Origin of the sequence: Streptomyces sp. NPDC048483 (assembly GCF_040651455.1) — a bacterium.
Classification (GTDB): Bacteria; Actinomycetota; Actinomycetes; order Streptomycetales; family Streptomycetaceae; genus Streptomyces.
The window spans coordinates 137,837-150,870 of the sequence record NZ_JBEZJZ010000003.1; the positions used below are offsets into that span (position 1 = coordinate 137,837).

The following is a 13,034-nucleotide window of genomic DNA, read 5'->3' on the forward strand; positions in this document are numbered from 1 at the left end:
CTTACTCTGGTGGGGCAACCGACAACGTCATCGGCATCGGCAAGGGGACAGCGAGCGCATGTACGGCTGGATCTGGCGGCATCTGCCGGGCAACACCTGGGTGAAGGCCCTCATTTCACTGGTGCTGGCGCTGGCGGTCGTCTTCGTGCTCTTCCAGTACGTCTTTCCGTGGGCGGAGCCGCTGCTCCCCTTCAATGACGTCACGGTCAATGAAGGGATGGCGGCACTCCGATGACCGCACGGATTCTCGTCGTCGACAACTACGACAGCTTTGTCTTCAACCTCGTCCAGTACCTCTCCCAACTCGGTGCCGAGTGCGAGGTGCTGCGCAATGACGAGGTCGCCCCACGGCACGCCCAGGACGGCTTCGACGGCGTCCTGCTCTCGCCCGGCCCCGGCACACCCGAGCAGGCCGGCGTCTGCGTCGACATGGTCCGGCACTGCGCGGAAACCGGCGTGCCGGTGTTCGGCGTCTGTCTGGGCATGCAATCGATGGCAGTCGCCTACGGCGGCGTGGTGGACCGGGCCCCCGAGCTCCTGCACGGCAAGACCTCGCTCGTCACCCACGAGGGCGCAGGCGTCTTCTCCGGCCTGCCCTCCCCCTTCACGGCCACGCGCTACCACTCCCTGGCCATCGAGCCGGACACCGTCCCTGACGAGCTGACCGTCACCGCCTGGACGGACGCCGAGGGCGCCCCCGGCGGGCGCATCATCATGGGCGTACGGCACCGCGAACTCCCGGTGGAGGGCGTGCAGTTCCACCCCGAGTCGGTGCTGACCGAGTGGGGACACAAGATGCTGGCCAACTGGCTGGTGGAATGCGGCGACGAGGGAGCCCTGCGGCGGTCCACGGGGCTGGCCCCGGTGGTCGGCAAGGCGGGCGCGTGACGGCCCTGCGCCCGGAGCGTGAAGGGAGACCCAATGAGCCGTACGAGTCAGACCAGCCGTATGCGTCCGAGCAGCGCCCCGCGCCGCAGGCGCCGCACGACCCGCTCGATCCGTACGGCCCGCCCGACGCCTTCGAGGCGGCCGTCGGGCAACTCAGTGACCCGCTGAACGATCCGCTGCCGGGCCAGGCGGCGCAGCCACCGGCCCCCGGCCCCGAGCCGTACGAGCAACCAGGGCCGCCGGCCCAGCACGCCGCGAGCGACGGCTCGCCCTGGTTCCGGCCGCATCGCGAAGGGGAACAGCCTGGCCCGCTGGATCCGCCGCCTGCACCCGAGCCGCACTCCTACGGACCCACAGCGCGCCGGCCGGGCATATTCGGGCCGGAACCCGGCGCGTACGACCAGGGGCGCGACTACGGCCCCGGGTACGAGACCTTTACGGCCGCCGATTCGACCCCCGCGCCGTATGCCGCACCGGAGCCCCCCGCCCCCGCCGCTCCGGCCCCCGTCTCGCCCCCGCCGTCCGCCGCCGGATCGCAGCAGGACGACGAGACGATGGCGCTGCGCCAGGCCGAGGAGCCGAGCACGGGCCGCGACGGGGCCGATGTTTCACGTGAAACCGACGACCATGCCGATGTTTCACGTGAAACCGATGCCGACGACGCCGTTTCACGTGAAACATCCGCGGCACCCGCGCCGGGCGGCCGGGCGGCCCGGCGCAAGGCCGCACAGGAGGCCGCCAAGCGGGGTGGCAGACGCGGCCGGCACGGAGGCGGGGCCACCGCAGCCGCCGCGGCCGCAGCGGCCACCAAAGCGGCCGCCGAACCGCCGCCCGCCCCCACCTCCCGCCTGGAGGCCCGGCGCGCCGCACGAGCCGCCAAGGACAGCCTCAGCCTGATCGTCAGCCGCGCCGTGGGCGAGGTGTTCATCAGCCTCGGCGTGCTGATGCTGCTCTTCGTCACCTACCAGCTGTGGTGGACGAATGTGATGGCCGGCGAGGAAGCGGGCGGCGCCGCCAGCACCCTCGAGCACCAGTGGGAAAAGGGTGGCGGAGAAAAGAAGAACCTCGCGGTCGGCGAGCGCTTCGGCATCATGTACATCCCGAAGCTGGATGTGAAGGCGCCGATAGCCGAGGGCATTGACAAGCACAATGTGCTCGACCACGGCATGGTCGGCCACTACGACAAGAGCAGCGGGATCAAGACCGCGATGCCCTGGGACAAGAAGGGCAACTTCGCGGTGGCCGGCCATCGCAACACCCACGGCGAGCCGTTCCGCTACGTCAACAAGCTCGCCAAGGGCGACAAGATCATTGTCGAGACCCGGAGCGCGTACTACACGTACGAGATGCAGAGCATCCTCCCGCAGACGTCTCCGGGCAACACCGGCGTGATCGGACCCGTACCGCCCGGCTCGGGATTCACCGGCCCCGGACGCTACATCACGCTGACGACCTGCACCCCGGAATTCACCAGTACCTTTCGGATGATCGTCTGGGGCAAGATGGTCGACGAGCGCCCGCGGAGCAAGGGCAAACCGGCAGCGCTCACAGGCTGAACGAATGTAAGAGGGGTATGACGCGGTGACTGCGACCGGACACGACGAGGACACCGACCCCTCGGAGCCGTCACCGAAGCCGCGCCGCGGATGGCGGATCGTCGCCTCCGTCGTCAGCGTCATCGGTGAGCTGCTGATCACGGCCGGACTGATCCTGGGCCTGTTCGTCGTCTACTCGTTGTGGTGGACCAACGTCCTCGCAGACCGTGAGGCACACAAGCAGGGCGACGCGGTACGCGAGCACTGGTCCCATGCCGGCCCCAGCGGCCCCAAGGGCCCGGGCGCGCTGGACACCAAGGACGGCATCGGCTTCCTGCACGTCCCGGCGATGGACGACGCCGAGATACTGGTCAAGAAGGGCACCGACGCCGAAATCCTCAATGAGGGGGTGGCCGGCTACTACACCAAGCCGGTCAAGTCGGAGCTGCCGAAGGACAAGAAGGGCAACTTCACCCTTGCCGCGCACCGCGACGGCCATGGCGCGAAGTTCCACAACATCGACAAGCTCAAGGACGGCGACGCGATCGTCTTCGAGACCCGGGACACCTGGTACGTCTACAAGGTCTACGCCGTGCTCGGCCAGACCTCGAAGTACAACGTGGACGTCCTCGACGACATCCCCAAGGAGTCCGGCAAGCACAAGGCCGGCCGCTACATCACCCTCACGACCTGCACCCCGGTCTACACCTCGAACTACCGCTACGTCGTCTGGGGCGAACTGCAGCGCACGGAAAAGGTCGACGCGGACCGCACACCCCCCAAGGAACTCCGCTAGCCCTCGCCCACGACGAAGCCCCGGCGGCCCTCCAAGGGCTGCCGGGGCTTCGTCGTACCAGTGCGGGGCTGCTATCAGAAGTGACCGCCGAGCCAGCCACCGCCATCGTTGCCGTTGTTGCCCCCGCTATCGTTGCCGCCGGCGTCCTGGGTGGTCAGCGTGACGGTCGTGGCGGCGGGGTCGGACGGCGTGTTCTCCGCCGGGTCCTGCGTGGCCACGAGGGCCTTGTCGTCCTGCGGACCGCCGCCGGCGATCTGGATGTTCGTGAATCCGGCCTGCTGCAGCGCCTGCCTCGCGTCCTTCAGGCTCAAGCCGACGACCTTGGGAACCGGCGTCTGCGCCCCGGCCTTGCCGACCGTGAGGGTGATGGTCGAGCCCGGCTTGGCCTTGGTATTGCCCTCCGGGCTCTGCTCGATCACCTTGCCGACCTGGTTCGGGTCGGTGACTTCCTGGTCGGTCCTGACGACCTGGAAGCCGTTGTCCTTCAGCTGCTTCTCGGCCGCCGCGAAGTCCTGGCCCTTGACGTCCGGGACATCCTGCTTCGGGCTCTCCTGCGCAACCGTCAGCGTGATGTGGGTGTCCTTGGCCACCTTGGTCTGGGCGTCGGGGTCCTGGCGGATGACGGTGCCCGGCTTACGCTCGGACGTCTCCGTCTTCTTGCTGACGTTGGTGAAGCCCTTCTCCTCGAGGTCCTTGGCCGCGTTCGCGTACGTGAAACCGCTGACGTCGGGGATCCTCACCTTGACCGGCCCCGTGCACAACGTGACCGTGACCGTCTCGCCCTTCCCGATCTTCGTGCCGGCCGCCGGTTCCTGCGAGGTGATCTTGCCCTTTTCGGTGTTGGTGCAGGGCTTGCGGCCGCCGAGGGCGACCTTGAAGTTGCCGTTCTTCCCGTAGACCTTGGCTTCGCTCAGGGACTTCTGGGTGAGGTCGATCAGCTCTTGCTTGCCGTTGGTGTCGTTGCCGCTGAACATCGCCCGGCCGATGAAGATCGCACCGACCAGGACGAGGACCGCCGCGATCACCAGCAGAATTGTCGAGGTGTGGCTCTTCTTCTGGCCACCGCCGCGCCGCCGGTCGGCGCGCTCGTCGTAGCCGCCGGCGTCAGGGTTCATCGGCGGGAGCATGGAGGTCTTCGGGCCGCCGTCCTGCGGACGCAGCATCGTGGTCGGCTGGTCCTGGTCGAAGCCGCCCGCGGCCATCGCGGAGGTCGCGGCGACCGGCTGCCCATCCAGCGCCGCCTCGATGTCGGCGCGCATCTCGTCGGCCGACTGATAGCGGTAGTCCGGGTCCTTGACCAGCGCCTTCAGGACGATTGCGTCCATCTCCGGCGTGATCTCGGGATCGAAGTTGCTCGGCTTCTGCGGCTCTTCCCGCACATGCTGATACGCCACCGCGACCGGCGAATCACCGATGAACGGGGGCCGCACGGTGAGCAGCTCGTAGAGCAGACAGCCCGTGGAGTACAGGTCGGAGCGGGCATCGACCTGCTCGCCCTTCGCCTGCTCGGGCGAGAGGTACTGCGCGGTGCCGATGACCGCCGCGGTCTGCGTCATGGTCATACCGGCATCGCCCATCGCGCGGGCGATGCCGAAGTCCATGACCTTGACCTGGCCGGTGCGGGTCAGCATGACGTTGGCCGGCTTGATGTCACGGTGCACGATGCCGGCGCGGTGCGAGTACTCCAGAGCCTGCAGGACGCCGGTGGTCATCTCCAGCGAGCGCTCGGGCAGCAGCTTCCGGCCGGAGTGCAGCAGCTCACGCAGCGTGGAGCCGTCGACGTACTCCATGACGATGTACGGGATCGAGACCCCGTCGACATAGTCCTCGCCGGTGTCGTACACCGCGACGATCGACGGATGGTTCAGCGAGGCGGCCGACTGGGCCTCACGGCGGAACCGGGCCTGGAAGGACGGATCACGGGCAAGGTCCACCCGCAGCGTCTTCACAGCGACGGTGCGGCCCAGGCGGGTGTCATGGGCGAGGTAGACCTCCGCCATGCCACCGCGGCCGAGCACCGACCCCAGCTCGTACCGGCCGCCGAGGCGACGCGGCTCTTCCATAAGCTTCTCCAGCCCTCTCCGTCAGTCCCGACCGCACCCGTGTGTGGTCCGGCGGTGTGCTGTCCGGGCATACCGTACCCGGCGCGCTGCACCGGACCGGGCCGCTGCCGCAACCTGATATCCGACCGGTATTGGCACGACCCGCGTCACTTGTTGCTCTCGAGTACCGCCTCCATGACGTCCTTGGCGATGGGAGCTGCGAGCGCGCCACCGGCGATGTCATCGCGGAGTGTGTCGGAACCCTCAATGACCACGGCGACCGCGACGGGGCTGCCCTTGGCGGTCTTCGCGTACGAGATGAACCAGGCGTACGGGTTGTCCTTGTTGTCCTCGCCGTGCTGCGCGGTACCGGTCTTACCGCCGACAGTGACGCCGCCACCGATCTGAGCCCTTTTTCCCGTGCCTTCCGTGACGACGGTCTGCATGATGCTCTGCATCTTCTGCGCGTTCTCCGGCGAGAGCGGCTCGTTCATCACCTGCGGCGTGTGCTGCTGGATCACATTGAGGTTCTGGGCCTCCAGCTGCTCGACCATGTACGGCTTCATCAGCTTGCCGTCGTTGGCGACCGCCGAGGCGACCATGGCCATCTGCAGCGGGGTGGCGCGGTTGGACGCCTGGCCGATGCCGGCCATCGCGTTCTGCGGCCGGTTGTCCGTGGGGAAGATGCTCTCCGCGGCCCGGACCGGGATGTCGATCTCCGCGTTGTTGAAGCCGAACTTCTCCGCCTCGGCCTTCATCTTCTTGTTGCCGAGATCGGCGCTGATCTTGCCGAAGACCGTGTTGCAGGAATACTGCAGCGCCACACGCAGGCTGGCGTCCTTGCAGGGGATGGGGCCTTCGTTCTCCAGCTTGATGCCCGAGGTGTCGGGGAGCGTGTACGGCAGCGGCGAGTCCGTCTTGGCGTCGACGTCGTCGTAGCGACCGTTCTCCAGCGCCGCCGCGGCCGTGACGACCTTGAAGGTGGAGCCGGGCGGGTACGTCTGGCGCAGCGCCCGGTTGAGCATCGGCTCGTCCGGGTTGTTCTTCTTCTGCAGCGCGTTGTACGCCTCGGCGTCCTTGTCGGTGTTGCCCGCGAACGTCGACGGGTCGTACGACGGGGTGCTGGCCAGCGCCAGGATCGCGCCGGTCTCCGGGTTGATCGCGGCGACCGCGCCCTTCTTGTCGCCCAGCCCCTTGAAGGCGGCCTTCTGGGCCTTGGCGTCCAGCGTGGTCACCACGTTGCCGCCCTTCTGCTGGCCGCCGGTGAACATGTCGACCGTGCGGCTGAAGAAGAGCTTGTCGTCGGTGCCGGACAGGATGCCGTCGTTCAGCTTCTCCAGCTGGTTGGCGTCGAAGGCCTGTGAGGCATAGCCGGTGACCGGCGCCCACATCGTGCCGTTCTTGTACGTCCGCTTGTACTTGAAGTCGCCGCTGTCGGTGGTCGTCGAGCCGGTGATGGCCTTGCCGTCCACGATGATGTTGCCGCGCGGCATGCTGTAGCGCTCGATGGCGACCCGGCGGTTGTGCGGGTCGTTCTTGAGCTCGTCGGCCTGGACGAACTGCACCCAGTTGACGCGGATCAGCAGCGCGAGGACGAGCAGGCCGCAGAAGATCGCGACCCGGCGCAGGGGCTTGTTCACGGGCGGACCACCTGGGTCATCTCGGCGTCGGGGGACGGGGCAGGGGCGGGGGCCGGCCGTCGCGCGGTGTCGCTGATCCGCAGCAGGATCGCGACCAGTGCCCAGTTGGCGATCACGGACGAGCCGCCCTGGGCCAGGAACGGCATCGTCATACCGGTCAGCGGGATCAGGCCCGTCACACCGCCGCCGACGACGAAGACCTGCAGCGCGAAGGCGCCCGACAGGCCGATCGCCAGCAGCTTGCCGAACGGGTCACGGGCGGCCAGCGCCGTACGGATACCGCGCTCGATCAGCAGGCCGTAGAGCATCAGGATGGCCATCAGACCGGCGAGACCGATCTCCTCGCCGACGGTGGCGAGAATGTAGTCACTCTTCGGCGCGATACCGAGGATGAGGCGGGAGTAGCCCTGGCCGAGGCCGGAACCCATGATGCCGCCGGAGCCGAAGGAGTACATGGCCTGGGCGGTCTCGGTGACACCGCCGTGGTCCAGCGCCAGCGGGTTGAGCCAGTTGTGGACACGCAACTGGACGTGCGACTCGAACGTCGCCACCGCCACCGCGCCGCCCGCGCTGAGCAGCAGGCCGAACACGATCCAGCTGGTCCGCTCGGTCGCGACGTACAGCATCACGACGAACAGGCCGAAGAACAGCAGCGAGGTACCCAGGTCGGTCTCGAAGACCAGGATCATCAGGCTCAGCGCCCAGATGACGAGGATCGGGCCGAGGTCGCGGCCGCGCGGGAGGTAGAGCCCCATGAAGCGTCGGCTGGCCAGCGCCAGCGCGTCCCGCTTCACCATCAGATAGCCGGCGAAGAAGATCGCGATGATGATCTTCGCGAACTCACCGGGCTGCAGCGAGCCGAGACCCGGGATGGTGATCCAGATGCGCGCACCGAACCGTGCCGGGAAAAACACCGGAGCGATCAGCAGTGCCAGCGCGACGACCATGGAGATATAGGTGTAGCGCTGCAGGACACGGTGGTCCTTGAGGAAGACCAGCACGGCCAGGAAGAGCCCGACACCGAGCGTGGACCACATCATCTGGCCCGGAGCCATCGCTCCGCCGAGCTGCTTGGTGGTGATCGTCGGTTCCTGGTCGAGACGCCAGATGAAGACCAGACCCAGGCCGTTGAGCAGGGTGGCGATGGGCAGCATCAGCGGGTCGGCGTACGGCGCCCACTTACGGACGACCAGATGCGCGACGCCCGCCAGCAGACCCAGCCCCAGCGCGTAGCCGAGGACGCCGGCGGGGACCGAACCCTCCTTCGCCAGACCGACGTTGATGTAGGCGAACACCGGAATCAGCACCGCGAAGACGAGCATCGCCAGCTCGGTGTTGCGGCGGCTCGGGGCCCCGATGGTGCCGATGGTGGTGGTGTTGGTGGTACTCATCAGATGTACGGCCCCCTACGCCCTCACTGCTGGGTGCTGCAATTTTTTTCCAGCTTCTGCTGCTCCTCGGAGGGGGCCTGGCTGGTGGTGGGTGTGGGAGTCGCGGACGCGGCGAGCGTGCCGGGCCGGTCGCTGTCGGGCTTCCCGGCCTTGTCGGCCGTGCCGGGCTTGGTCGTGCTGCCCGGCTTGCCGGCCGAGCCGGTCTTGCCGCCCGATGTCTCACCGGCCTCGCCGCGGCCCTTGTTACGGGCCGCCTCTTCGGCGGCGGCCTCCCGCTGCTCCTTGGCGACACAGGCATTGGCCTGCTTGCCGAGCTCGGTGACCTTCTCGCTCGCCTGGGTGCGGCTGTCGACCGCGATCGTCTCCTTGACCTGGTTCCGCTGGTACACGGGTAGGTACTTGAGTTCGATCTCGGGGTGGTCCTCGTCCACGTCGTTCAGCGAGATCCACGCCAGGTCCTGGCTGATGCCCCGGTAGAGCGCGACGTGATTGTCCTTGGCCCCGACGAAGTACTGGGTCTGCGTCCAGCGGTAGCCGCCGTAGAGCCCGCCGCCGACCACGGCCAGCGCAAGGGCGATGATCAGCGACCGCTTGATCCACTTCCCGCGCCGCTGCGGCTTGAGGAAGTCCTCGTCCGTGAACGCGCCGAAGGAGCCCTGCGGCGGGCCCCCGACGTCGGGACCTCCGCTGCCGGGCGGGCCGAAGGCACCTCCAGGAGGCGGCGGGGGGGTCTCGCGCCGACCGAGCTCGGCGGCGCGGGCGGCCGGCGTCTGCATCGTGCTCGGGTCGCTGAGCTGGTGCTGGTTCTCGGCGACGGCACCGACGATCACCGGGGTGTCGTTGAGCTGCCCGGTCATCGTGTCCGCGCCGTCCACATCCAGGACGTCGGCCACGATGCAGGTGATGTTGTCGGGCCCGCCGCCACGCAGCGCGAGCTGGATCAGCTCCTGCACCGTCTCGTGCGGCCCGTGGTAACTGGCGAGAGTCTCTTCCAGCGTCTGGTGGCTGACGACCCCGGACAGCCCGTCCGAGCAGATCAGATACCGGTCCCCGGCCCGCACCTCACGGATCGACAGGTCCGGCTCGACATGATCGCCGCTCCCGAGCGCCCGCATCAGCAGCGACCGCTGCGGATGCGTGGTGGCCTCTTCCTCGGTGATCCGGCCCTCGTCGACCAGCCGCTGCACCCAGGTGTGGTCCTGGGTGATCTGCGTCAGCACGCCGTCCCGCAGCAGATACGCGCGCGAGTCACCGACGTGGACGAGGCCGAGCCGCTGCCCGGTCCACAGCAGGGCGGTGAGCGTCGTGCCCATGCCCTCCAGCTGTGCATCTTCCTCGACCATCACCCGCAGCTGGTCATTGGCCCGCTGCACGGCCGTGCCGAGCGACGTGAGGATGTCCGAGCCCGGAACATCGTCGTCGAGCTGGACGAGTGTGGAGATCACCTCGGAGGAGGCGACCTCACCGGCGGCCTGGCCGCCCATGCCGTCGGCGATGGCAAGGAGGCGCGGCCCGGCGTAACCGGAGTCCTCGTTGCCCTCGCGGATCATGCCCTTGTGCGATCCGGCGGCGAAGCGCAGTGACAGACTCATGCGCACCTCACCCGTCGGTTCGGGGTACAGCCGGTCTCCTCGAGCCACACTGCCCACCCTCCGGTCGGGAGCACACCCGGGTCCGTCGAGTGGACCGCCGCGGCTCGCTCGCTCCGCTCGCTCATTGTCGTACTACTTCCGCAGCTCGATGACGGTCTTGCCGATGCGGATCGGGGCTCCCAGCGGAATCGGTGTCGGGGTCGTCAGTCGGGTCCGGTCCAGGTACGTGCCGTTGGTGGAACCGAGGTCCTCGACGATCCACTGGCCGTCACGGTCCGGGTAGATCCTGGCATGCCTGCTGGACGCGTAGTCGTCGTCCAGCACGATGGTGGAGTCGTGCGCACGGCCCAGCGAGATCGTCTGGCCCTGGAGGGCGACGGTGGTGCCGGTCAGCGAGCCCTCGGAGACCACCAGCTTGGTGGGTGCTCCGCGGCGCTGGCGGTTGTTGCCGCGGCCGCCCTCCTGGCGGCGCGGTTGCTGCTGCGGCGCCGCAGCCTGGCGCTGCGCACGCGGTTCCTGTCCGCCGCGCCGGGCGGCACCGCGCTGTGTGACGCGCGTGCCGAACAGATCGCTGCGGATGACCTGAACGGCCACGATGACGAACAGCCACAGTACGGCGAGGAAACCCAACCGCATGACCGTGAGGGTCAGCTCTGACATTGCCCCCGCTTCACCCTTCGGCTTGCCGGTAAACGATGGTGGTACTGCCCACGACAATTCGTGAGCCGTCGCGGAGATTAGCGCGAGTGGTGTGCTGCCCGTCTACCACGATGCCGTTCGTGGAACCCAGATCCTGGATCGTGGGGGGCGTTCCGACCCGGATCTCACAGTGACGCCGGGAGACACCCGGGTCGTCGATCCGTACGTCGGCGTCGGTGCTGCGGCCCAGCACAAGCGTCGGGCGCGAGATCTGGTGGCGGGTGCCGTTGATCTCGATCCAGCGCCGGGTCTGCGCATAGGGCTGCGGTCCCGCAGCGGGCGGTGCCGTACGGGGTACGGGCTGCGCGCCGCCGGGGGGCGGGGACGGGGGCATGGGAGGCGCGGCCACATGGCCGCCGCCGGGCTGGCCGCCGCGGGGCATCGCGGGGGCGCGCTGGCCGGCCGGCTCCTGGGACGTGCTGGAGGCGAGCGTACGGCTGCGGACGCGGTACAGGCCGGTGTCGAGATCGTCGGCCTTCTCCAGATGGACCTTGATCGGGCCCATGAAGGTGTACCGCTGCTGCTTGGCATAGTCGCGGACCATGCCCGACAGCTCGTCGCCGAGCTGGCCGCTGTACGGGCTCAGCCGCTCGTAGTCCGGCGTGCTCAGCTCCACGATGAAGTCATTGGGGACGACCGTGCGGTCGCGGTTCCAGATGGTGGCGTTGTTGTCGCACTCGCGCTGCAGCGCGCCGGCGATCTCGACGGGCTGCACCTCGGACTTGAACACCTTGGCGAAGGTGCCGTTGACGAGACCTTCGAGACGCTGCTCGAAACGCTTCAGTACTCCCACGGGGCACCTCCTTCCTCAGCCTTCGTCGGGGTCGTCCTGATCGGGTCGTCCTGATACTGCTTACTGATCGTATCCACGCGTGGGGAAATCGGCTGGTTCCCCTTTCCCGCCTGGGAGACGAGTGTCGCCCCTCACAGGGTTGCCCGGACCTTGCCTGTCTCCTTGCCCACTGTTCAAGTACTGCGATCGTAGATGTGCCCCCAACACAGTGTCCCGCAACCGCCAGGCTGCCCGACCGGGCGGGGTGTGAGCCCTTCCGGTTACGCCCCGGGGATGCCCGGCGAACGGTACGACCACCGCCGGCGGACACCGCGAGTGTGAACCCTTGGCACCGCACTCGGCGAATGCCCCGGTGAGCGCGGGCCGACGGTCCGGCGGCGGCCGCGGCGCGGGGACCGGGGGAAAGGCGTGTGAAGGCACCCTCGACACCGTGCTAATCTTCTGGATGTCGGCAGGCGCTCGCACAAGACCCGGACAGAACAGCCCGGATCACGTGAGAGAACCAATCGGCAACACCCATGCGCGGGTGGCGGAATAGGCAGACGCGCTGGATTCAGGTTCCAGTGCCCGAAAGGGCGTGGGGGTTCAACTCCCCCCTCGCGCACAGATGAGACCCCCGGTCTCCGGAGAAATCCGGAGACCGGGGGTTTCTTGTTGTGTTTGTCACCTTGTGGCGTAGGGCACTGGGCGGGGTGCTCTTCCGTGGCGTGCTCTTCCCGGACGGTGGGTCCGGCCGCGAAAGGCTGAGGACTGCATCACATTCGGACATTCACTGTATCTCTCGCATTCATTGCATTGGCCGCATTAGCCGTATTGGCTGCATTGAGTGCTTGATTGTTTTTGCGGCTGCGGGCGGTTTTACGGGCGGTGCTCGCGGTGGGGCCGCTGGTGACGGTGGGGATGGGCGGGGCGCCGGAACGGGGAGCGGCGTGATGGCGCCGCTCCCCACTCCGGGGGTACGCGTACCTGTCGCGGACCCCGGTTGCCGGCTGCCGCGTCAGGCGGCGAAGCGCTCGACGAGGGCCTTCGCCTTGGTCGCCGCGTCCTCGAGGGCCTTGTCGCGGGAGGCTTCGTACTTCGGGATCAGGTCGGCCATCGCCGCGTTCGCCGGCGCCATGGTCAGCTCGGGGACGATGAAGTCCACCTCCAGGCCGAGCCCGCCGCCGAGGACGGCCTCGAGGTAGTTCTGCACGTACTCCATGCCCTCGCGGGGGGTGCCGGGCGCGTACGAGCCGCCGCGGCTGGCGACGACGGTGACCGGGGTGCCCTTGGCGGACGGCTCGGCGCCCGCCGTACGGCCCATGATGATCACCTGGTCCAGCCACGCCTTCAGGGTGGAGGGGATCGTGAAGTTGTACATCGGCGCGGCTATCAGGACCGCGTCGGCCTGCTCCAGCTCCTCGGCGAGCTCGACGCGCAGCGCAAAGGCGGCCTGCTGCTCGGGGGAGTGGGTGGCGGGGTCGGCGAAGCCGGCGGAGGCGGCGACGGCGTCCAGGTGCGGCAGCGGGTCGGCGCCCAGGTCGCGGTAGATGACGGTGCCGTCGGGGTGCTGCTCCTCCCAGGCCTTGCGGAAGGCCGAGGTCACCGCACGGGAAGCGGAGCCGCCCTCGGGGAAGACGGAGGAGTCGATGTGCAGAAGGGTGGCCATGGTGATCGGT

The 13,034-nt window shown here is 68.3% G+C and carries 11 protein-coding genes and 1 tRNA gene; 5 read left to right on the plus strand and 7 right to left on the minus strand.

Annotated elements, in window-relative coordinates; genetic code table 11:
- Positions 1–58: 58 nt before the first annotated feature.
- From AB0D04_RS02740 to AB0D04_RS02755, 4 genes are read left to right on the plus strand one after another with little or no spacing between them, the layout of a single operon-like run.
- Positions 59–235, plus strand: a complete 177-nt coding sequence (locus AB0D04_RS02740) for a hypothetical protein (RefSeq protein ID WP_362698616.1) — start codon at positions 59–61, stop codon at positions 233–235.
- Positions 232–888, plus strand: a complete 657-nt coding sequence (locus AB0D04_RS02745; protein ID WP_362698619.1) for an aminodeoxychorismate/anthranilate synthase component II — start codon at positions 232–234, stop codon at positions 886–888. Before AB0D04_RS02740 ends, AB0D04_RS02745 begins: the two co-directional genes overlap by 4 nt.
- Positions 885–2,444: a class E sortase gene (locus tag AB0D04_RS02750; protein WP_362698622.1), complete on the plus strand. Its 1,560-nt coding sequence runs from the start codon at positions 885–887 to the stop codon at positions 2,442–2,444. The genes AB0D04_RS02745 and AB0D04_RS02750 overlap by 4 nt, the downstream gene beginning before the upstream one ends.
- 25 nt (positions 2,445–2,469) lie before the next feature.
- Positions 2,470–3,219, plus strand: a complete 750-nt coding sequence (locus AB0D04_RS02755; RefSeq protein ID WP_362698625.1) for a class E sortase — start codon at positions 2,470–2,472, stop codon at positions 3,217–3,219.
- Between the two features lie 74 nt (positions 3,220–3,293).
- Here AB0D04_RS02755 and pknB read toward each other — a convergent pair whose 3' ends face one another.
- The 6 genes from pknB to AB0D04_RS02785 all read right to left on the minus strand — a co-directional run bounded on the left by pknB (position 3,294) and on the right by AB0D04_RS02785 (position 11,376).
- Positions 3,294–5,282: a Stk1 family PASTA domain-containing Ser/Thr kinase gene (gene pknB / locus AB0D04_RS02760; RefSeq protein WP_362698628.1), complete on the minus strand. Its 1,989-nt coding sequence runs from the start codon at positions 5,280–5,282 to the stop codon at positions 3,294–3,296.
- 146 nt (positions 5,283–5,428) lie between these two features.
- On the minus strand, positions 5,429–6,901 hold the full coding sequence (locus tag AB0D04_RS02765) for a penicillin-binding transpeptidase domain-containing protein (RefSeq protein ID WP_362698631.1): 1,473 nt from the start codon (positions 6,899–6,901) through the stop codon (positions 5,429–5,431).
- A complete protein-coding gene (locus tag AB0D04_RS02770) occupies positions 6,898–8,292 on the minus strand; it encodes an FtsW/RodA/SpoVE family cell cycle protein (protein WP_362698634.1) in 1,395 nt (464 codons plus the stop codon). The genes AB0D04_RS02765 and AB0D04_RS02770 overlap by 4 nt, the downstream gene beginning before the upstream one ends.
- A gap of 23 nt (positions 8,293–8,315) precedes the next feature.
- Entirely contained in the window at positions 8,316–9,884 is a 1,569-nt protein-coding gene (locus AB0D04_RS02775) for a PP2C family serine/threonine-protein phosphatase (RefSeq protein WP_362698637.1), read from the minus strand.
- A gap of 132 nt (positions 9,885–10,016) precedes the next feature.
- Positions 10,017–10,544 (minus strand): FHA domain-containing protein, encoded by a 528-nt coding sequence (locus AB0D04_RS02780; RefSeq protein WP_362698640.1) that lies wholly within the window; start codon positions 10,542–10,544, stop codon positions 10,017–10,019.
- Between the two features lie 10 nt (positions 10,545–10,554).
- Positions 10,555–11,376 (minus strand): DUF3662 and FHA domain-containing protein, encoded by an 822-nt coding sequence (locus AB0D04_RS02785; RefSeq protein WP_362698643.1) that lies wholly within the window; start codon positions 11,374–11,376, stop codon positions 10,555–10,557.
- A gap of 520 nt (positions 11,377–11,896) precedes the next feature.
- On the opposite strand from AB0D04_RS02785, the gene AB0D04_RS02790 reads away from it, so the two are divergent.
- Positions 11,897–11,980 (plus strand) — tRNA-Leu (locus AB0D04_RS02790).
- A gap of 393 nt (positions 11,981–12,373) precedes the next feature.
- Here AB0D04_RS02790 and AB0D04_RS02795 read toward each other — a convergent pair.
- Positions 12,374–13,024: an NAD(P)H-dependent oxidoreductase gene (locus tag AB0D04_RS02795; RefSeq protein WP_362698646.1), complete on the minus strand. Its 651-nt coding sequence runs from the start codon at positions 13,022–13,024 to the stop codon at positions 12,374–12,376.
- Positions 13,025–13,034: the final 10 nt, after the last annotated feature.

Excerpts from the sequence above, each read along its gene's own strand:
- pknB (WP_362698628.1), bottom strand. The coding sequence starts at position 5,282 with ATGGAAGAGCCGCGTCGCCTCGGCGGCCGGTACGAGCTGGGGTCGGTG.
- AB0D04_RS02740 (WP_362698616.1), top strand. The coding sequence starts at position 59 with ATGTACGGCTGGATCTGGCGGCATCTGCCGGGCAACACCTGGGTGAAG.
- AB0D04_RS02775 (WP_362698637.1), bottom strand. The coding sequence starts at position 9,884 with ATGAGTCTGTCACTGCGCTTCGCCGCCGGATCGCACAAGGGCATGATC.
- AB0D04_RS02795 (WP_362698646.1), bottom strand. The coding sequence starts at position 13,024 with ATGGCCACCCTTCTGCACATCGACTCCTCCGTCTTCCCCGAGGGCGGC.
- AB0D04_RS02770 (WP_362698634.1), bottom strand. The coding sequence starts at position 8,292 with ATGAGTACCACCAACACCACCACCATCGGCACCATCGGGGCCCCGAGC.
- AB0D04_RS02745 (WP_362698619.1), top strand. The coding sequence starts at position 232 with ATGACCGCACGGATTCTCGTCGTCGACAACTACGACAGCTTTGTCTTC.
- AB0D04_RS02780 (WP_362698640.1), bottom strand. The coding sequence starts at position 10,544 with ATGTCAGAGCTGACCCTCACGGTCATGCGGTTGGGTTTCCTCGCCGTA.